Origin of the sequence: Polynucleobacter sp. P1-05-14 (assembly GCF_018881675.1) — a bacterium.
GTDB lineage: Bacteria > Pseudomonadota > Gammaproteobacteria > Burkholderiales > Burkholderiaceae > Polynucleobacter.
In genome coordinates this window covers 38126-58072 of the sequence record NZ_JACVPV010000005.1, presented here as the reverse complement: position 1 = coordinate 58072, position 19947 = coordinate 38126, and the positions used below count along the sequence as shown (strand labels likewise).

Sequence of the window (19947 nt, the reverse complement as noted above, 5' to 3'; positions counted from 1 at the left end):
AGGAAGCCCATCATGGATCGTCGACACTTTATTGGTCAGAGCACCGCCGCACTTGGTTTGATGGCAGGCTTTTCTGGTCAAGCCCACGCAAATTTACAAAAGGCAGAAATCATCGTGATTGGCGGAGGGTATGGTGGCGCTACTGCTGCTAAATATTTACGCCTGTTTTCCAACAATACCGCCAAGGTGACGTTGATTGAGCCTAATGCTGCTTTTGTTTCCTGCCCACTATCTAATTTAGTTGTAGGTGGCTCACGCACAATATCTGAAATCACGACCCCTTATGACAATCTGAGCAAGCGTCATGGCGTGAAGATCATTCAAGACAGCGTCTCCAGCATCGACCCCGATAAAAAAACAGTTAAGCTTGCCTCTGGGAAAACCTTGCGTTATGACAAAGCGATCGTCTCACCTGGCGTTACCTTAATCATGAATAGTATTGAAGGACTGGCTCAAGCCAATAAAGCAGGCGTTACCCTCCAGGCCTGGAAAGCGGGTCCTGAAACTACCGCCTTACATAAACAACTCGCCTCCATGCGTGATGGTGGCACTTTTGCCATTAGTATTCCGGAAGCACCGTATCGCTGCCCTCCCGGTCCTTATGAGCGAGCCTGCCAGGTAGCAAACTATCTTAAGCACCACAAGCCTAAGTCTAAAGTTCTCATTTTGGATGCTAACCAAGATGTCACTTCAAAAGGTGCGCTCTTTAAGAAGGTGTGGGCAGAACAGTACTCAGGATTGATTGAGTATTTACCCAAATACAATGTCACCGCCGTGGATGCAAAAACAAAAACTTTGAAATTTGAAGTCCAGGACGATATTAAGGCGGATGTTTTAAATATCCTACCGGCGATGAGCGCAGGTGAGATTGCCGTCAAAACTGGGTTAGCAAATTCCAATGGCCGCTGGGTTAATGTAAATTACCTCAACTTTGAATCTACTGCACAAAAAGACATTCATGTCTTGGGTGACTCGATTCAAGTAGCGCCAGCAATGCCTAAGTCAGGGCACATGGCCAATCAACACGCCAAAGTGGCGGCTGCGGCGATTGTGGCCGAACTCAGTGATTGGGAAGTTAATCCAGCGCCAGTAGTAAACAATACTTGCTACAGTTTTGTGAATGAACGAGAAGTGATTCATGTGGCAAGCGTTCATCAATACAGTGCTACTAAGAAAACTTTTGAGCCGGTTCATGGTGCAGGAGGTCTATCTCCAGCACCCTCAACTCTTGAAGGGGTATACGCCTGGGGCTGGGCTCATAATATTTGGGCAGATAGCTTGGGCTAGAGCCTTTACCCTTAATAAAAAAGAGACCTTCGAGTCTCTTTTTTATTGATCAGGACATCAAGACGATAGCCGATGCCGTCTACGCCGACTAATAATTATGAAAATAATGGCAATCACTGGCGCCGCTATAGCAGCAATAATCTCAGGGTGAATATCGAGACCTGCCTCTTTCCCGCCTTTGACAATGTATGCCAATAAACTCACAGCATAATAAGTTAGCACCAGCACCGATAAACTCTCGACCGTTTCTTGAAGTCTTAACTGTAATCTGGCCCGTTGATCCATACTAGCTAGTAATTTTTGCGTTTGCTCCTCGTTTACAAACTCAATTCGAGTTCTTAGGGTTTGCGTTGTTCTGGAGATACGATCAGATAATTCTCGTAAACGTCGCTGAGTCCAAATGCATGTTCCCATAGCTGGCTGAAAACGCCGATCCATAAACTCGGACAATGTTTGCACCCCTGGGATAGATGACTCATTTAAGCCTATTAAATTCTTTGATAGAAGCTGACTATAGGCTTCAGAAGCAGTAAATCGAAGTCCATACCCAGAGATCCATTGCTCAATACGAGAAGCTAAGCGAGAAAGCTCTTCTAGAAAAATCCCATCTTTTTCCGTATTCACACCGGCCTCACCTTGTAACTGCGATATCTTTTCAGACAAGGCGGCTAACTCAGACTCTGCCTCTCTTAATGGCAAAGAAAGGCTTTTAGCTACCGGAAAAGAAATCATGGCAACCATACGGTATGTTTCTGCTTCTGCTAACGCCCTAGCGATTCGCCCTAGCTGTCTTGAGCCCATCCCCTCATGCGGGATGAAAAAAGAAATGAATCCATCCTGATCAAGTTGTAAGTCGGTCCATAACTGAGCCTTTTTACTAGAAAAGATGTGGCTACCTAAAACGGTATTGCCGCTAAAAATTTCGGACACTTCTTGCGCCTCTATAAATAGTGGGCGATGCTCAAAAACTAAATCTAAAGCAGAAATTCTTTGGCCGCCAGCCTCAGAGATGATCGGGCAACCTAGATCCTTAAAAAGTAAATCTAACTCGCGCTCATTTTCCAATCTAGACTTGAGCAAAGGTTCTTTCACCTTCGACTTGTTGTGAAAAATTACCGCAATGGTTGCGAATTCTCCGTGCAACTCCCACTTCACCAGCACTCTTTCGGGCTCTGGCGCTAACCGCAAGATCATAAAAGAGTGGTCATCTGTATTTGGAGGACGTCCTAAGGCATTGCCTAATTTTTGCACCCACTGGATTTGTTGCTGACGAGAGGCGGCATCCAATAAAAAGGATTGGGATATCACCCTTTCATTTGGCCACAGTGGGATTGGAGGACGTGCATGAACCTCTTCATGCAAGACTGCTCTAGAGGGATGGTCGTAAGGTCTCATAAAAGGGTATAAATTTCTAAGTTATTACGATCATATACCCAGATTTATAAGCTAATAAGGCGCCATAAATCTAATAGCGCATATTGCCAGAGCCTAGGTCAACAACTTCATCAAATTGATAGGGGTGTACGCCCCTATTCAAGCAATTACGCACGTAATCAATACTGGCTCGCAAGGCATAGTAGTCGCCAGACAGGCGCTTAGAAACTTTAATATTTAAAGCTTGATACTCAAGTAAGTTAAGCCTCTTTAGATACTCATCCCGCTGTTGACCGTCAAACCCATTCAGTAATTCTTGCTCCAAAGATTTCAAAGAGCTGTATAAGCGATTAATCTTATTTTGCATGCGCTTAGTGCGATAACTTGGCAAAGACTGCAAAATTGGATAGCCTAAAATACAGAATGGGAGAAACACGAATACCAGACGGCTAATTAGCTCTGCAATCCAAAAGGGGAAATAAGCCGCCAATAAAGGATAATTATTTTTCTCGTAATGAACTGCAACTGGGCTTTCAGTTACTCCGGAGTCCTTGAAGGATGGAAACTCCCCTCGTTCGGCAAAGAAGGACGCCTTGCCATTAATTTCTCTGGCAGCCTCAAGAAACAGAAATTGAATAGCCGGATGCATACGATCATCAATCAATAAATTGGTAGTTGTGGCGAGCAACTTCATATCAGTTGGCGGAAAGTTACGCGGCAAACTAAAGGCTCCCTGGGGTACGTTAAGGATATGTAGATAGGAAATTAACTTAGCAAAAGCCTCTGCCCGTTTAAAGGTCACTAGATGCACACTCGGATCCTGCAACAAGACCTGGACATTTGGGGCCTCATAAGCATCCACGATAAAAATTCCATCGATTTCACCTGCCTGAAGCGCTTGAACCGCGTCATTTCCAGAAAGATTAAGAACTTGCACTCCTTTTTCGTAGCCGGCGGCTTTCAGTATTTTGGTTGACTGAGCATAGGTACCGCTACCCTCAATTCCTACGGAAATCTTTTTACTAACAAAATGTCGCATTACAACGCCAATAGAATCCGACTCGGCAGACTTCAGCTCCGGACCACGATAAAAAAACCAAATAGGATCATAGGCAATTGCACCCAAGGATTTAATCCCCTTGGCTTCATTAGCGGAATCAATACCGGCTTGAACGAATGCCGCTTGCAAAGGGTCATTACGATCCGATAGCCGATCTAAATTTTCTTGCGCCCCCATAGTGCGAACAAGCTCTAGAGTGACACCTTTTTTCTTGAAAAATTCCACATATTTTTTCCCAAGCACTTCATAGGAGCCACCAGGCGATCCGGTCGCCAACATAACGTGTCTTGGTGGGGGTGGATCTGCATACAACCAGATGCCAATAAGGATTAACAAAAGAAGGGTTAGAAGCGGCCAGGTCTCCCTCAGAAATTGCGTAAAGTCATCCCACTTCTCCTGAGCGCTCTCAGAAAATCCCAAGAATGTTTCATGAATGTCTTGTTTAAAGCTTCCCATGCGCTACCAATCGGCAAATATCATTAAAGATAATGATAATAGGCTTATTCTGATTCTTTCAATTAGCCTTTTAACACCCCTAAAAATATGATAAATCTTAGAAAATCCCAGGATCGCGGCTATGCCGACCATGGCTGGCTTAAAAGTTTTCACTCCTTCTCATTTGCGGGCTACCATGACCCCCGCTTTATGGGCTGGGGGAATCTGCGCGTCATCAATGAAGATCGCGTAGCTGCTGGCATGGGCTTTGGCAAGCACGGTCATCGCAATATGGAAATCATTAGCTATGTTTTATCAGGGGAGCTCGCCCATCAAGACAGCATGGGAAACGTCGAAGGCATTCCCCCTGGGGATGTCCAGCGTATGAGTGCGGGCAGTGGAGTCACTCATAGTGAATTCAATCACGCCAAAGATCAAACTACGCATTTTTTACAGATCTGGATAGAGCCCAATGTCTTGGAAATTGAGCCCAGCTACGAGCAGAAAACCATTCCCGCCATTGAAAAATCTGGGAAGTTGCGCATCATCGCATCCCCTACCGGAAATGATGGGGCCGTCAAGATTCATGCTGATGCCAAGATTTACGCTGGGGTTTTTAACAACTCTCAATCAGCCTGTCTTGAGCTTAATATAAATCGTAAAGCTTATGTTCACCTGATCCGCGGATCGCTCATGATTAATAATCAAAAATTGACCGGTGGAGATGCCCTGATGATCGAGAATGAACCTTCTTTACAAATAAGCGATGGAGTAGATGCGGAAGTGCTTTTTTTTGACTTGAGTCATTAAGTATTACTTTGCAACTGCTTACGATCATATATCGCCCATAATTCTTAAAGATCATGATTGAAACTTCTGAAAAAAAACTCGCTGGCCCGATTATTCGTCTTCACTCGAATGACAATATTGTGGTTGCCAGGGTTGATGTTGGAATTGGCGTTGAAGTCTTTAGCGAGAATTTTACAAGTCGCAGCCAAGTACCTGCTGGCTACAAAATTGCCACCAAAAAGATCCTCAAGGGCGAGCCAATTCTGAAATACAACGTTACGGTAGGTTTTGCAAATACCGATATTGAACCCGGCACAATGGTACATAGTCACAATACCGAGTTTCGCGAGTTTGATCGTGACTATGCTTACGCCAGCGAATATAAGCCGACCCAATTGTTGCCCGAAGCTCAACGAGCTACCTTCCAGGGCTATGTCAGACCCAATGGAAAAGTAGGAACGCGTAATTACATCGGCATCTTATCGACAGTAAACTGTTCAGCAACCGTTGTGAACAAAATTGCAGACTGGTTTACCCCCGAAAGATTGAAAGATTTTCCCAATGTAGACGGCGTTGTGGCGTTTAGTCATGACATCGGCTGCGGCATGGAAATGAGTGGTGAGCCAATGCAATTGCTTCGCCGTACTATGGCTGGGTATGCTCGTCACCCCAACCTAGCAGCCGCTCTAATTGTGGGTCTCGGTTGTGAGCGTAATCAACTAAAAGGCTTGATGGAGCAAGAAGACCTGGCCGAAGGAAATACTCTGCATACCTTTATCATGCAAGAATCGGGCGGCACGCGCAAAACCATTGAGGCAGGTATCGAAGCTGTCAAAGCACTTTTGCCTGCAGCCAATCAAGCAAAACGGCAAACAGTGTCGGCAAGTCACCTGACGGTTGGCTTACAGTGTGGCGGTTCCGATGGCTTCTCTTCAATTACAGCCAATCCCGCACTAGGTGCCGCGATTGATATTTTGTCCCGCCATGGTGGCACTGGAATTCTTTCGGAAACTCCAGAGATTTATGGTGTAGAGCATACCCTTACCCGCCGCGCTGTTAGCAAAGAAGTGGGTGAAAAGCTCATTAAACGAATTCGCTGGTGGAAAGATGAATACTCTGTTGGTAGAGATGTGCAAATTAACGGACAAGTAAGCCCTGGCAATCAAATTGGTGGTTTAGCCAATATTTTTGAGAAGTCCCTAGGCTCCTCCATGAAGGGTGGCACTGGCCCCCTAATGGAAGTCTATAAATATGCCGAGCCAGTGAGCACTAAAGGCTTTGTATTTATGGATACCCCGGGATTTGATCCCGTATCCGCCACCGGCCAGATCGCTGGCGGCTCCAATCTGATTGCTTTTACTACCGGCCGTGGATCCATGTTCGGCTCTAAGCCTGCTCCCTGCATCAAACTAGCTACCAATACGCCAATGTATCAGCGCCTCACTGAAGATATGGACATTAATTGCGGTGAGATTTTGGATGGAACCGTCTCCGTTCAGGAGATGGGACAACGGATCTTTGAGTTATTTCTGCGAACTGCTTCAGGAGAGGCCTCCAAAAGTGAACTTCTTGGCCTGGGAGATTATGAATTTGTTCCCTGGCAAATTGGGGTAATGAGCTAAGAGAACTGTAGAATTAATCCTATTAGCTCAACCCAGACAGAAAACGAACTGAAACAGGCTTATGAAATTTAGGGATTACTACGAAACTCTTGGCGTAGCTCGTGGCGCCACTGAAGCTGAGATTAAATCAGCCTATCGCAAGATGGCGCGTAAGTTCCATCCAGATGTCAATAAAGAACCTGGTGCTGAAGAGCAGTTCAAGCAAATCGGCGAAGCTTATGCCGTTTTAAAAGACACTGAGAAACGTGCGGCATACGATCGCTTTGGCGAGAACTGGAAAAACGGTCAAGACTTTACCCCTCCCCCAAACTGGAATGAAGGCTTTGAATATTCTGATGGCGGCTATGGTGGCAGTCACCCGGGTTATGGTGGTGGCTTTGAGGGCGATCAAAGTGAGTTCTTTGAATCTCTGTTCGGTCGCGGCAAACATCGCCAAGGTGGTCGTGGTGGCAATCCTCGCCAGGGTATGAATCTCAAAGGCCAAGATCATCACGCCAAAATTTTGATTGATCTTGCAGACGCGTACAACGGTGCCAAACGTACGATTGCGCTACACATGCCCGTGCAAGATGCGAGCGGCCACGTCAGCACCCAAGAACGCAAGTTAGACGTCAGCATCCCTAAAGGCATTAAGGCTGGCCAAAATCTGCGACTCTCTGGACAAGGTGGTCCTGGTGTTGGCGAGGGCCCAGCTGGTGACCTCTATCTCGAAATTGAATTTCATCCTAACGCTATTTATCGCGTAGAAGGTAAAGATGTCTTCATCGACATTCCTTTAGCTCCCTGGGAGGCGGCACTGGGAACAACTGTTAAGGTGCCCACACCAGCTGGCAGCACTTTGGAATTAAAGATCCCCGCAGGAACTGTTGCTGGTCGTAAGATGCGCCTCAAAGGTAAAGGCATACCAAGCTCAGAGCCAGGTGATTTATATGCCGTACCTTCTATCGCCCTGCCACCTGCTGATATTGAATCACAAAAAGAAGCCTATCAAATATTTGAAAAGGCTTTTGATTTCAATCCTAGATCTCACTTGAAGGGATGATGAATATGACGCAAACTAATATTACTTGGATTGAAGGTACAGTTGTAGAGAATGAAGTGCACATGACAATTGTTGAACTTTCTCATGCATCACGTACACCAGAAGATCTCATCATGACTTGGGTATCTGAAGGTGTTTTAAGTCCAGCAGGCTCATCACCTCAGGATTGGCGCTTTAGTGGCGACTCTTTGCGAAGAGCAAAAACCGCTGCACACCTCACCCATGATCTCGAGTTAAATGTGCCTGGAGTTGCCTTAGCATTAGACTTACTTGATGAAATCGCCCAGTTGCGCGCTCGTTTACCGCGCGACTAGGTTATAGCACTAAGACTCCGAACGACTCAGAAGCTGTTCCCAGCGTTGCAGCTTTTGATCTAAGTCAGCAGTGATTTCACTCAAGCGCGCTTGCATGCTCGCTGCCAACTCAGGTTCATTTTTATAGAGATCGGGATTGCTCATAGCAATACCAATATCGGTCTGCTCAGTTTCCAATGTCTCAATCTGTAATGGCAAAACTTCCAGTTCTTGGCGCTCTTTACCATTGAGTTTCTGAACCCCACTTTTAGCTATAGGCTTAACTTCCGCCTTAACTTCTACCTTTGCCTCTGCTTTGGCTTCAACTTTTTCTACAGCTTTCGAGTTGGCATTGGCATTTCCATTCGCTGCACGAATTTTGTCTGAGCGCGCTTTCTGGATTTTCCAATCCTCATAACCCCCCTCGTACTCACGCCAGAAGCCATCACCTTCGTTGGCAATAATGCTGGTGACGACGTTATCTAGGAAGTAACGGTCATGACTGACCAAGAAGACCGTGCCCTTATAGTCTTGCAGGAGTTGCTCAAGCAAATCCAAAGTATCAATATCCAAGTCATTTGTTGGTTCATCCAAGACCAAGACGTTTGCAGGCCGCGCAAATAGACGTGCTAGCAATAAACGATTACGCTCACCGCCCGACAAAGTACTTACCGGGGAATTGGTTCTCTCTGGAGCAAATAAGAAATCACTCAGGTAACTTTTAACGTGCTTTTTATTACCATTGATTTCAATCCACTCGCTACCTGGGCTAATGTAATCTTCCAGCGAAGCATTGAGATCTAAACCTTCGCGCATTTGGTCAAAGTAGGCCACCTCAATACGTGTACCCATAGTTGCAGTACCGGAGTCTGGTGCAATAGTTCCCAAAATTAATTTCAGCAAAGTTGTTTTACCTGCGCCATTAGGACCCAGTAAACCAACCTTATCGCCGCGCAAAATCGTTGCCGTGAAATCTTTCACGATTGGACGGTCGTAGGTTTTGCTGACGTTTTGAAGATCAGCCACAATCTTGCCGCTTCGATCTCCAGCAGAAACAGCCAACTTCACCTGCCCCATCGCATCTCTGCGTTCGGCACGGCTACTCCGTAATTTTTCTAAACGGGCAATTCGGGCAACGCTTCGAGTACGGCGAGCCTCAACCCCTTTACGAATCCAGACCTCTTCTTGCGCCAATAATTTATCGGCACGAGCATTAGCTAAGGATTCAGAGTTGAGCTCTTGCTCTTTTAATACTTCATATTGAGTAAAGTTACCTGGGTAACTGCGCAGAATGCCGCGATCGAGCTCAACAATCTGGGTGCAGACGTTATCCAAGAAGGCGCGATCATGGGTAATCAAAATTACTGAACCCTGATACTCCTTAAGAAGTTCTTCCAACCACGCAATCGAATCCAAATCCAAATGGTTGGTTGGCTCATCAAGTAGTAGCACGTCAGGCATCTCAACTAAAGCACGCGCTAAGGCAACCCGTTTCTTAGTACCGCCAGAAAGTGTATTGATTTTGAGATCAGACTCCAAGTGCAAACGGTCTAATGTTTCATAAACACGTTGCTCCCAATTCCAGCCGCTCAAGGCCTCTAATTGCGATTGCACTTCGTCAAGGCGATCATGGGAGGCATCATCCCACTCGCCAACGCTGAGGGCCTCGTATTCCTCGCGCAAGGCTTTTGCTTGAGCAACACCTTTGGAAACTGCCTCGAAGATAGTCTCTTCCGCCTCAAATATAGGCTCTTGGGGAACATATGCGATTCTGAGGCCTTGCTGATACTGCAAGAGACCATCGTCCAGCTTTTCTATACCAGCCAATATCTTCAACAAGGAAGATTTACCAGTGCCATTGCGGCCAATTAAGCCAACACGTTCACCGGATTCCAGTGAAAAAGCAGTGTTTGCGAGGAGGTCAACGTGGCCAAAAGCCAGTTTTGCATCAGTGAGTACGATTAAAGCCATGGCGACATTATCATCACTTCCCTAAAAGAGGAGATATTTCCACTTATTTCTGCGAGACTAGCTACTTATGGTCTGTAAATTAACTCCTTATGCGCCCCGCCTGATCCTCTTTGCGGGACATGCCGGCACTGGAAAGTCGACTTTAGCCAAAAAGGCTCTGCCTCTAATTATTGAGAAAACTGGAGAAGATTTTTTCTTTTTAGATAAAGACACCGTGTATGGCGACTTCAGCGCCCATGTCATGGGCCTCACTACTCAGAACCCAAATGACCGTGACAGCCCCTTCTACCTTGAGAATCTGCGCGATTGGGAGTACCAAGGTCTCATTAATATCGCCAGGGAGAATTTGCTTTTAGGGGTAAATGTCATTCTGATCGGCCCATTCTCGAAGGAGATTCAGAGTGGCAAGATGTTTGATGCGCAGAAATTGGGGGTGCCCCCACAGACCTCTATTCAGGTTGCTTGGATTGACCTAGAGGAGTCTGAAGCCAAAAAGCGGATGGAGAAACGAGCTGACCCAAGAGACGAATGGAAGCTTGCTCACTGGGATCAATATGCTAAGCGGAGAATAGAGCCGCCAGACCACGCTAAATTGCATCGGTTTAATAATTTCACCTTTAATGAAGGGGGGTTTGAAAAACTCGTCGATGACTTATCCCGGTAATTTTGAGACAAAAAAATAGAGCCCCTAAGGAGCCCTATCTCAAGACCCAAGTACTGAATTCTTAGAACTTGTAAGTTACGCCAACTGCTGGCATCCACGGGTTCAATGTCAACTTGCCAGATGCACCGGCAAGCGCTCCGCTACCAGTTACATTAGTACTCATAGTTGCATATTTCACATCAACGTTTAAACCCCAATTTCTATCCAACATGTAATCCATGCCAACTTGACCAACAAAACCAACGCTTGACTGATCAACTTGTACCTGATTTCCGAGCGCAGGGAAATTTTGACGATTTCCAAAGATGGTGTAATTGATGCCAGCGCCAACATAAGGTTTAAAAGCACCTAAGTCAGTAAAGTGGTACTGGGCTAAAAGTGATGGCGGTAAAGCTGTAATCTTACCGGCGTTGGCATTACCTGGGCCATAAGTAATATTCACCTGTTGCGGCCATGTCAACACCAATTCAGCTGCAATATTTTTTGTGAAAAAGTAAGAAACATCAAACTCAGGAATAACTTGATTTTTAGCTTTTACGTTTGCGGCTTGAACCAGGCCAGACTGTCCATTTTGCCAAAGCAGATCCACCGCGCGTACACGCACCATCCAAGGATTTTCTTGTGCCTGGGCTTGAGCTGCGATTGGGGCTAAAGATACAACTACAGCCATTGCCCCTACGAGTGATTTAATACGCATGATGGTTTCCCTTTTTGTTATCAATTTCGATGAAATCATTTTCGAATTGATACAGAGTGGGCGATTTGATACAAATCAAATCAACAGCCCCTGGGATTTTTTTCTTTGCTAAAAAGCAACAGTATTTTTGAGTGCATTTGATCTAAATCAAATTGCTTAAGGTTTGACACTACAAAACCTTGGAATAAGTCCCTTTAGCCTGGGATTCCCGGAGGTGCCGATCAAAAGTCATGGCCACTCGTCTAGCCAGGAGGCGACCCTTCGTGGGAACCAGAATACTTTCACCCTCCCAGCTGAGGAGACCGGCCTCCTCTAGACTCTTGAGTTCTTCCATTTCCGTCTTAAAGTAATTTGAGAATTCAATTTGATGCGATATTGAAAACGCTTTGGTGTCTAAGGCGAATTGGCACATCAACTCACCAATTAACTCACGGCGCAGAAGATCATCTTTATCAAGACGCAAACCTCGGAGTACCGGTAAGCGACCCGCATCTAATGCTTCGTAATATTCATCCAAAGTACGGACATTCTGAGAGTAGCAATCATCCACTTTACCAATAGAAGAGATTCCAAATGCCAAAAGATCGCACTCCGCCTGGGTGGAGTAACCCTGGAAGTTGCGATGCAACCTTCCTTCTTTTTGGGCTATAGCCAATTCATCATCAGGCTTAGCAAAATGATCCATGCCAATAAAGACGTAGCCAGCCTCGCCTAACCGTGCGATGGTATTAGACAAAATATCCAACTTATCAGCAGCAGCAGGCAAATCAGATTCAGCAATGCGGCGTTGCGGCTTAAAGATATGTGGCAAATGCGCATAGTTGTAAACAGACAAGCGATCTGGATTCATGGCCAGCACTGCATCTACCGTTTCTTTAAACGTTTCCGGTGTTTGCTTTGGTAGACCGTAGATTAAATCGACGCTGCGTGATTTAAATCCATACTTTCGGGACCAATCCATCACCGCTTGAGTTTCTTCAATCGTTTGCACGCGATGAACAGCCTCTTGAACTGCTAAGTTGAAATCCTGAACACCCAAGCTAATGCGGTTAAAGCCCAGATCAGCCAAGAGTGCAATATCTTGCTCAGTAACACGGCGTGGATCAATCTCAATTGAATACTCACCGTCAGGCAGCAGTTCAAAATGCTCGCGAGTGTGCTGCATCAACTCGGTCATCTCTTCATGAGATAAAAAAGTAGGCGTGCCTCCACCCCAATGCAATTGCGTAACGGGAATCTTTTTCTGAGCATCCATGGCTTTAGTAACCATGGCCATTTCTTTGGCAAGATACTTGATATATTTAGCGCTACGCCCATGATCCTTGGTGATGATCTTGTTGCAACCACAGTAATAGCAAATATTGGGGCAAAACGGCAAATGAAAATATAAAGACAGCGGCTCATTCGCTTTAGCCACCCGCTCTAATGCCCCTAGATAATCAGCCTCAGAAAAATCCCCATGAAATCGATCTGCACTTGGATAAGAGGTATAGCGCGGTCCATTAATATCAAACCTCTTCAATAACTCCGGATGAAAAAGAACTTCTTTTTCTTCGGTCGATGAATGAGTTACTGCAGAATTCATGGGGTTCTTATGTGATATTTACTTTGACAGATAGTCTAGCGCGACTGCTTCTGCTACCTTAATCCCATCAACACCTGCCGACAAGATTCCACCGGCATAGCCAGCACCCTCTCCCGCTGGATAAAGGCCTTTGATATTCAGACTCTGATAGTTGGCGCCTCGAGTAATTCGCAAAGGGGAAGAAGTGCGTGTCTCCACGCCAGTTAAAACAGCATCCTTCATAGAGAAGCCTTTGATTTGCTTTTCAAAAGCTGGAATCGCCTCACGAATGGCCTCAATGGCATAAGCAGGCAAGCTTGCTGCCAGATCCGTTAAATGAACGCCGGGCCTATATGACGGCATGACGCTACCGAACTGAGTTGAAGGCTTGCCTTCTAAAAAGTCGCCAATCAGTTGACCCGGCGCTTCATAAGTTCTACCACCTAATTCAAAAGCCTTTGATTCAATAGCACGCTGAAACTCAATTCCCGCCAATGGGCCACCCGGGTAATCTTCTGGAGTAATGCCAACAACGATTCCCGCATTGGCATTTCGTTCGTTACGAGAATATTGGCTCATGCCATTGGTTACAACTCGATTCGGCTCGGAGGTGGCAGCGACCACTGTCCCACCAGGGCACATGCAAAAACTATAGACGGAACGACCATTTTTGGCGTGATGAACCAACTTGTAATCTGCCGCGCCAATTAACTCATTGCCAGCATGAGGACCCAGGCGTGCTTTATCGATCAGTGATTGGGGATGCTCAATCCGAAAGCCAACAGAAAAGGGCTTAGATTCCATGAAGACACCGGCATGATGCAAGGCTTCAAAGGTATCCCGTGCACTATGCCCCAGAGCCAAGATGACATGGTTGGCAGGTAGATCTTCTTGCCCTTCAATCTTGACCCCTGTAATTTGCTCATTCTCAATATCAAAGCCAATCACCTTTTGCGAGAACCGAATCTCACCACCTAAGTCAATAATTTCCTGACGCATTTTCTCGACTACGCCAACTAGGCGGAAGGTGCCGATATGCGGCTTAGCTACATAGGTAATTTCTGCGGGAGCGCCAGCTTTCACAAACTCATGAATGACCTTGCGCCCATAAAACTTAGGATCTTTAATCTGACTGTACAACTTACCATCTGAAAACGTACCAGCACCGCCTTCTCCAAATTGCACATTGGATTCTGGATTTAAAACATTCTTACGCCATAAGCCCCAGGTATCTTGCGTGCGTTCGCGAACTTTCTTGCCGCGCTCAAGAACGATAGGCTTAAAACCCATTTGCGCCAATACTAGAGCGGCAAAAATACCGCATGGGCCAAATCCAACGACTACTGGGCGCAGTGCTTTTCCAGAATCTATAGCTTCAGGGGCTTTTGCTACAAAGTGATAGTTCGTATCCGGGGATGGTCGTACATGAAGATCTCCAGAAAATTGCTTCAGAAGAACATCTTCATGCTTTGCAGATAAGTCTACTGTATAGATAAAAGAGAGAGCGACGTTCTTTCGAGCATCGTAACTACGCTTAAAGACCTCAAATCGTATTAAGTCTTTAGCGTCTAAATTGAGGTGCTTCAATATCGCCTTCTCCAGAGCTTCTGGAGCATGGTCAATTGGCAGACGTAATTCAGTAATACGGATCATGGGTTTTTACGGTACACAGTACTTTGAGGTATTTCCAGGCTCATCAGGAGCCCCAAGTCAAATAATACTGGTTATAGGTTAGCTCAGGCTAGGAGTTGGTTCATAAAGGCGATAATACGTCATGGCTCTACGCGCAACTATCCACAAAGTCGACCTTCATGTCGCAGATTCTGACCGCCACTACTATGGCAGCCATTCATTAACTATTGCTAAGCACCCTTCTGAGACTGAGCAGCGGATGATGATCCGCATCATCGCCTTTGCATTGCAGGCAAATGAGGATCTAGTGTTTACAAAGGGTTTGAGTGATACCGACGAACCCGATCTGTGGATTAAAGATCTTACCGATGCAATCAAGTTGTGGATTGAAATCGGTCAACCAGACGAGCGTCGTATTCTGAAAGCCTGTGGTCGTTCTGATCAAGTGATTGTCTATTGCTACGGCGGACATACCAGCAAAATCTGGTGGGATGGCATTGCCAACAAACTAACTCGTGCTCGCAATTTACAAATAATCTCTATACCAGCAGAACAAGCGGAAGAGCTGAACAAGTTGGTTGAGCGCAGCATGGTGATTCATGTCAATGTTCAAGATGGTGAGGCTTACGTCTCCTCTGATAAAGGGCAGGTCACTATTACCCCAGAGATTTGGCGCAACAATCAATAGGCGTTAGAAATGAAGGTAGTAGTTTTCGATACCAATGTCCTGCTAGATCTTTTTGTCTTTAATGACTTTAGAGCGCTTCATTTAAAGCAAGCGCTGATCGAAGGCAAAATAAATGCGCTCGCAACTCCAAACACTTTAGAAGAATTTGCTGATGTGATTGCTCGCCCCCTGTTTTCGCTCGATGAAGTACAACAAGAGCAAATTCGCCAGAAATGGCATGGTTTAGCAAGCATGATGGATGATAAAAACTTAGCCAAAGCACCCTGGCTATGCCAAGACCCGGATGACCAAGTCTTTTTAGACCTGGCTTACACCGCAAAGCCCTGCTTCTTAATCAGCAAAGACAATGCAGTGCTGCGATTTGCGAATCAGGCTGCAAAAGAACAAGTATTCATTACCGCAGATTACAACGTAGCGATCTTATAGGCTTTGCGCGGCCTGTGCGGCGATCTCAAATGATCTGAGACGAGCTTGATGATCGAAAATTTGCCCAGTCATGATGATTTCGTTTGCGCAAGTCAGATCCAACCAACGACGCATTCCCCGCTTTACCGTCTCTAGCGAACCAACCACTGAAACCTGCAAGGTATGATCTGCCGCCGCTTGCTCATGAGGCGCACAAAATTCATTCATGTCAGCAATTGGGGGTGGTAATTGCCCGCGAGTATTGCGCCGCATTCTGACAACATTTTGTTGCAAAGTAGTAAACAGATATTGAGCTTCTTCATCGGTATCTGCTGCAACTACATTCATCACAAATGCTGAATAGGGTTTATCTTGTTGTGCCGATGGCTTAAAGAGCTCACGATAAATCTTCATTGCCTCTAAAAGTTGCTCTGGCGCAAAGTGAGAGGCGAAGGCATAAGGTAAGCCAAAGTGAGCGGCTAATTGAGCCCCATACAAACTAGAACCCAAAATCCAGATGGGAACATTGCTATCCACTCCCGGTATTGCTTTTACAGATTGTCCTTCTTGTAGCGGGCCAAAATAATGCTGTAACTCACGGACATCCTGTGGAAAACGATCATCACTACCCAATAAATCCCTACGCAATGCCCTGGCAGTCATTTGGTCGGTGCCGGGTGCACGACCCAAGCCAAGCTCAATTCTTCCCGGGTATAAAGCTTCTAGGGTGCCAAATTGCTCAGCAATCACTAAGGGAGCATGATTTGGCAACATAACGCCACCTGAGCCCACCCGGATATGGGAGGTGCCAGCAGCGATGTAGCCAATCAAGACTGCAGTTGCAGAGCTCGCATTGCCCGTCATATTGTGATGTTCTGCCACCCAATAGCGGGTATAGCCCCATTTTTCAGCATGCCTTGCCACATCCAAGGAGTTGCGCAGTGCATCGGCAGCAGTAAAACCCTGGGGAATCGGAGATATATCTAGAATGGAGTATGGGATGGAATTTGCCATCGCTAGATCATACCGAGAAAGTGCATTGTTGACATGAGTAAACCCAAAATGGCCGATCCTGACGATGGCCTCTTTAAGCCAGGCAGTAGATTGCGTCACATTAAGACTGGTGGATTTTATAAAGTGGTCTTCTTGGCTAACGTAGAGGCAAATCTTGAGCCAGCCTACGTTTATGAATCCATGCAATCTCATGATTTTTGGATTAGGCCAAAAGCAGAAATGGAAGATGGGCGCTTTGAGCTTATCTCAGAATAGAAAGTAAGTTATGTCTGAAGAACGCATCACTAATCTAGAAATCAAATTGAGCTTCACAGAAGACTTAATTGAAAAGCTCAATGAGACCGTCTACAAGCAACAGCAGCAAATCGAATTTCTGTATCGCGAATTAAAGGCAATTAAAGAACAAGCCAGCGGTAGCGGAGGCGGAGGCGCAAGCCCTCAAGATGAAATCCCCCCGCACTATTAATCAACTGCTAATATAGCCATTAGGCATAAAATCCTTACAACACCAGCAAAGGAATCATCCATGAGCAACTTAACTCTATTTCTAGTCCAGTGGGGCTTAACTTCTTTATCCCTTTGGGTTGCCAGTTATATTTTTAGTGGCTTGCGCTTTGCGGATGGCGGCTCATTATTAATTGCCGCCCTCCTATTAGGATTTGCCAATGCGATCGTTAAGCCTTTGCTCATTCTTTTCACGCTACCGTTAACGGTAGTAACTATGGGCCTCTTCTTGCTCGTGATTAATGCTTTGGTGTTGATGCTGGTTTCTGCAGTAGTAAGTGGTTTTACGATCTCTAGCTTCTGGACCGCTTTTTTTGCCAGCATCTTTATTTCTTTATTCAGTCTCTTTGTTAGCGGCTTAGTTTTTTAAAAGACTGGTTTACGAGCTTAGCTAGTCTTACTTGCTAGCAGGATAGATATCAGACCAAGAGTGCAGCGCTGTTTTACATGGCTGCGACTTGGTCGCTAATGATTTAGCATTCTCCGCCGCAATACTAATACCGCCGGTTAAGAAACCTAGCCCAATGGAGACGGCGCTATTCACCACCCCTGCCTTATTCACTCCAGTTTGCGGGTTTTGTAAGGTTCCCTCAATTTTTACAAGTCCGGCCAGATTCAAGCCCGTTGTAAGGCCTGATTTTTCTCTTGGATTAATATTGATATTGAGAGCCTCGTCGGCAAGATTGATCGTGCCCGCCAAGGTGATATCAAGACGGTCCGTCTCAATGCCAACTGAATTCTGAATATTTACCATTCCACCATTGATGGGTAGGTAAGCAACTGCACAATTTAAGATAGTTTGATTGGATTTCTTGTACATTGGATTGATAGCATCTATTACAGTGATAACAAAGTCCCCGCCTTTATTGATGAACTTTGAATCTAATTTACTTTGCCCTAGTGAAACCTGAATAGCGCCATTAGCTCGACTAGCTATTTGATGTGGGCTCATCCCGCTCCCCTGCAAGCTCCAAGCGACTTTTGCATCACCACCAGATACTCTAGAGCTTGAATCAGTGACGGCAATAATTTGCTCTAAGGTAAAGTCTTTAGCAATACCCTTCACAGAAATCTTAGGCGTAGGGCTGGTGAACTGAGCAATGGAAAGTTGTGCTTGGGCACTTCCCTTGCCTACATTAAAGCTGAAATCGCTCGCATCAATCCTATCCTTCTGAAATCGGAGTGTCGTTTTGAAGTTAGTAAACGGCGCCTGATGCGGAATCCCAAGCTCAGTAATATTAATGTTGATCGAGCCGTCAGCCAAAGGCAAAAGATCAAAAGGCAGAGCGTCATCGGAGAATAAATACTTTCCTTGGGTCTTGTGTGTAGATGCTTGAGGAGTTTTTCCAGCTGATCCAGCAATAGCAACAGAACCCGCTAAAGGTCCTAAATCAAAGGATTTTGAATTGAGATTGATATTGAATTTTGGCAATAGATCTGGCTTTTTATCAATATCGCCCGTAATTGCAAGCGACTTACCGTTTAAGGTTAGAACTAAATCGAGATCTAGGTTTACTGGAGATTGATTCCAGGCGAAGTAAGCATTACGCAGTGAAGTTGTTTTACCCTTTAGATTTAGGGTGTAGTTAGCGCGCTGAACATCTACCAGAATCGTAGACCTTCCATCGCTAGCGTCTAAAGAAATTTTGGGAATGCTAATCGGGCTAGCTGCTTTTTCTCCGTCTTGATAATTGATATGGGCATCTACGACATCAAGAGTGTTAATGGAGACAAGGGCGTTATTAGAGGAGTCGCTATTTGCAGACTGCGTTACTGAACCACTGGCAACTATCGTAGGTGGAGTGAGGTTCCAATTACCCTCCCCAGCTTTATTGGTTTGTAAGTTCGACTCTAGCCCTCTTATACCGATTCTGCTGATTTCAACGCTACCTTTCAGAAGCGGAAGTATCCTAATATCTAATTCAATATGCTTGAATACAAACAAATCAGGGTTGCTTGCCCATGAGGCATTGCTCAAAGATACCTGTTCGGCTTTTACGCTAATTGATGGGAAAAGACTCAGACTTACTGGACCGGCGATTTTCAACTCACGCCCAGTAGCCTCTTTGACCGAAGCACTCAGGAGCTTGGTTACCTGGGCAGGATTTACAAAAGATGATGCATACCATGCACCCAAACCTATTATGGCAAGACAGCCTATCAGAGCAATAAGAATAATCTTCAGGGTTTTATTCACCTAACCATTCTAAATCGAGTGCTAAATGCGGGACAAGACTGATCACCTGTAGACTAAAATGAGTCAATGAGCACAGATAATCTACCAAAGTGTCCTGCCTGCCAGGAAGATATGACCTACCCCGATGGGGAAAATTACGTTTGTGCCCAGTGCGGTCATGAATGGCCTATGGCTGCTGTTGCAGAAGAGGCTGAGGCTGGGCTCATTGTGAAAGATGCCAATGGAAATTTATTGGCAGATGGCGATACAGTCACCCTCATTAAGGACCTCAAGGTCAAAGGCTCTTCCACCACCCTGAAGGTTGGCACCAAGATTAAAGGGATGCGTCTGGTATCAGGTGATCACGAAGTCGACTGCAAAACAGAAGCAGGCAATATGCTACTCAAAGCCTGTTTCCTGAAAAAAGCCTAGATCTACAAAACCTAGGCTTTTCCAACTTATTGCTTGCTTAGTTAATTAGCTAGTTGCTTGCCTTCTTTAAGACGGCATAAATCTGATCTTTTAAAAGGAGCTTTTCTTTTTTTAAGGTCTCGATTTCTTCTGGGGTACTCGGCTCTGAATGGGATTCCATTCTTTGGATCTTTTGATCTAAATTGTTATGCTTATCAAATAAATGTGAGAAATGACGATCTGTCGTTTTCAGCTTGGTGATGAGTTCGCGATATTCAGGAAACATAGACCCTCTTCATATTTAGGTTAGACAAAACTT

At 45.5% G+C, this 19947-nt stretch carries 21 protein-coding genes; 12 read left to right on the top strand and 9 right to left on the bottom strand.

Annotated features, from left to right (window positions below):
* The first annotated feature begins 12 nt into the window (after positions 1-12).
* Positions 13-1287, top strand: coding sequence for an NAD(P)/FAD-dependent oxidoreductase (locus ICN37_RS03510; protein WP_216154910.1), 1275 nt, complete (start codon positions 13-15; stop codon positions 1285-1287).
* A 57-nt stretch (positions 1288-1344) separates the two neighbouring features.
* Here the strand turns inward: ICN37_RS03510 and ICN37_RS03505 are convergent, their stop codons facing one another.
* Both ICN37_RS03505 and ICN37_RS03500 read right to left on the bottom strand, forming a co-directional pair.
* A complete protein-coding gene (locus tag ICN37_RS03505; RefSeq protein WP_215320159.1) occupies positions 1345-2682 on the bottom strand; it encodes a DUF3422 domain-containing protein in 1338 nt (445 codons plus the stop codon).
* 70 nt (positions 2683-2752) lie between these two features.
* Entirely contained in the window at positions 2753-4177 is a 1425-nt protein-coding gene (locus ICN37_RS03500) for a TAXI family TRAP transporter solute-binding subunit (protein ID WP_216154908.1), read from the bottom strand.
* 87 nt (positions 4178-4264) lie between these two features.
* Here ICN37_RS03500 and ICN37_RS03495 point away from each other — a divergent pair, with 87 nt between their 5' ends.
* The 4 genes from ICN37_RS03495 to ICN37_RS03480 all read left to right on the top strand — a co-directional run bounded on the left by ICN37_RS03495 (position 4265) and on the right by ICN37_RS03480 (position 7923).
* The gene (locus tag ICN37_RS03495; RefSeq protein WP_216154906.1) at positions 4265-4966 is read left to right on the top strand and encodes a pirin family protein; all 702 of its coding nucleotides are present in this window, start codon (positions 4265-4267) and stop codon (positions 4964-4966) included.
* Positions 4967-5019: 53 nt separating this feature from the next.
* Positions 5020-6567 carry a UxaA family hydrolase gene (locus tag ICN37_RS03490; RefSeq protein WP_216154904.1) on the top strand — a complete coding sequence of 516 codons (1548 nt, stop codon included), beginning with the start codon at positions 5020-5022 and terminating at the stop codon, positions 6565-6567.
* A gap of 61 nt (positions 6568-6628) precedes the next feature.
* Complete coding sequence (locus tag ICN37_RS03485; RefSeq protein WP_216154902.1) at positions 6629-7609, top strand: DnaJ C-terminal domain-containing protein; 981 nt, start codon at positions 6629-6631, stop codon at positions 7607-7609.
* A 5-nt stretch (positions 7610-7614) separates the two neighbouring features.
* Positions 7615-7923 carry a chaperone modulator CbpM gene (locus tag ICN37_RS03480; protein ID WP_216154899.1) on the top strand — a complete coding sequence of 103 codons (309 nt, stop codon included), beginning with the start codon at positions 7615-7617 and terminating at the stop codon, positions 7921-7923.
* Positions 7924-7932: 9 nt separating this feature from the next.
* On the opposite strand, the gene ICN37_RS03475 is transcribed toward ICN37_RS03480, so the two are convergent.
* Positions 7933-9873, bottom strand: a complete 1941-nt coding sequence (locus ICN37_RS03475) for an ATP-binding cassette domain-containing protein (RefSeq protein WP_216154898.1) — start codon at positions 9871-9873, stop codon at positions 7933-7935.
* A 67-nt stretch (positions 9874-9940) separates the two neighbouring features.
* Between ICN37_RS03475 and ICN37_RS03470 the strand changes: the two genes are divergently transcribed.
* Positions 9941-10537: an AAA family ATPase gene (locus tag ICN37_RS03470; protein ID WP_216154895.1), complete on the top strand. Its 597-nt coding sequence runs from the start codon at positions 9941-9943 to the stop codon at positions 10535-10537.
* 61 nt (positions 10538-10598) lie between these two features.
* On the opposite strand, the gene ICN37_RS03465 is transcribed toward ICN37_RS03470, so the two are convergent.
* From ICN37_RS03465 to ICN37_RS03455, 3 genes are all read right to left on the bottom strand, one after another.
* Complete coding sequence (locus ICN37_RS03465; protein WP_215320181.1) at positions 10599-11234, bottom strand: OmpW family protein; 636 nt, start codon at positions 11232-11234, stop codon at positions 10599-10601.
* 169 nt (positions 11235-11403) lie between these two features.
* On the bottom strand, positions 11404-12819 hold the full coding sequence (hemN, locus tag ICN37_RS03460) for an oxygen-independent coproporphyrinogen III oxidase (RefSeq protein WP_216154894.1): 1416 nt from the start codon (positions 12817-12819) through the stop codon (positions 11404-11406).
* Positions 12820-12837: 18 nt separating this feature from the next.
* The gene (locus ICN37_RS03455; protein ID WP_216154892.1) at positions 12838-14451 is read right to left on the bottom strand and encodes an NAD(P)/FAD-dependent oxidoreductase; all 1614 of its coding nucleotides are present in this window, start codon (positions 14449-14451) and stop codon (positions 12838-12840) included.
* A gap of 121 nt (positions 14452-14572) precedes the next feature.
* Here ICN37_RS03455 and ICN37_RS03450 point away from each other — a divergent pair, with 121 nt between their 5' ends.
* On the top strand, positions 14573-15118 hold the full coding sequence (locus tag ICN37_RS03450) for a YaeQ family protein (RefSeq protein ID WP_216154890.1): 546 nt from the start codon (positions 14573-14575) through the stop codon (positions 15116-15118).
* A gap of 9 nt (positions 15119-15127) precedes the next feature.
* The gene (locus ICN37_RS03445; protein ID WP_216154888.1) at positions 15128-15544 is read left to right on the top strand and encodes a putative toxin-antitoxin system toxin component, PIN family; all 417 of its coding nucleotides are present in this window, start codon (positions 15128-15130) and stop codon (positions 15542-15544) included.
* Here ICN37_RS03445 and ICN37_RS03440 read toward each other — a convergent pair.
* Positions 15539-16537 carry an LLM class flavin-dependent oxidoreductase gene (locus ICN37_RS03440; RefSeq protein ID WP_216154885.1) on the bottom strand — a complete coding sequence of 333 codons (999 nt, stop codon included), beginning with the start codon at positions 16535-16537 and terminating at the stop codon, positions 15539-15541. The genes ICN37_RS03445 and ICN37_RS03440 overlap by 6 nt on opposite strands.
* Positions 16538-16570: 33 nt before the next feature.
* On the opposite strand from ICN37_RS03440, the gene ICN37_RS03435 reads away from it, so the two are divergent.
* Genes ICN37_RS03435 through ICN37_RS03425 form a run of 3 tightly spaced genes read left to right on the top strand, consistent with a single transcriptional unit; the run spans position 16571 to position 17411 of the window.
* Positions 16571-16792 (top strand): hypothetical protein, encoded by a 222-nt coding sequence (locus tag ICN37_RS03435; protein ID WP_215320193.1) that lies wholly within the window; start codon positions 16571-16573, stop codon positions 16790-16792.
* Between the two features lie 10 nt (positions 16793-16802).
* On the top strand, positions 16803-17003 hold the full coding sequence (locus ICN37_RS03430) for a SlyX family protein (RefSeq protein WP_215361387.1): 201 nt from the start codon (positions 16803-16805) through the stop codon (positions 17001-17003).
* Positions 17004-17063: 60 nt separating this feature from the next.
* Positions 17064-17411 (top strand): phage holin family protein, encoded by a 348-nt coding sequence (locus ICN37_RS03425; RefSeq protein WP_215320197.1) that lies wholly within the window; start codon positions 17064-17066, stop codon positions 17409-17411.
* Between the two features lie 27 nt (positions 17412-17438).
* Here the strand turns inward: ICN37_RS03425 and ICN37_RS03420 are convergent, their stop codons facing one another.
* On the bottom strand, positions 17439-19238 hold the full coding sequence (locus tag ICN37_RS03420) for an AsmA family protein (protein ID WP_216154883.1): 1800 nt from the start codon (positions 19236-19238) through the stop codon (positions 17439-17441).
* 66 nt (positions 19239-19304) lie between these two features.
* On the opposite strand from ICN37_RS03420, the gene ICN37_RS03415 reads away from it, so the two are divergent.
* On the top strand, positions 19305-19649 hold the full coding sequence (locus ICN37_RS03415; RefSeq protein ID WP_216154881.1) for a zinc ribbon domain-containing protein YjdM: 345 nt from the start codon (positions 19305-19307) through the stop codon (positions 19647-19649).
* A 49-nt stretch (positions 19650-19698) separates the two neighbouring features.
* Here the strand turns inward: ICN37_RS03415 and ICN37_RS03410 are convergent, their stop codons facing one another.
* Entirely contained in the window at positions 19699-19914 is a 216-nt protein-coding gene (locus ICN37_RS03410) for a YdcH family protein (protein WP_215320203.1), read from the bottom strand.
* Positions 19915-19947 lie beyond the last annotated feature (33 nt).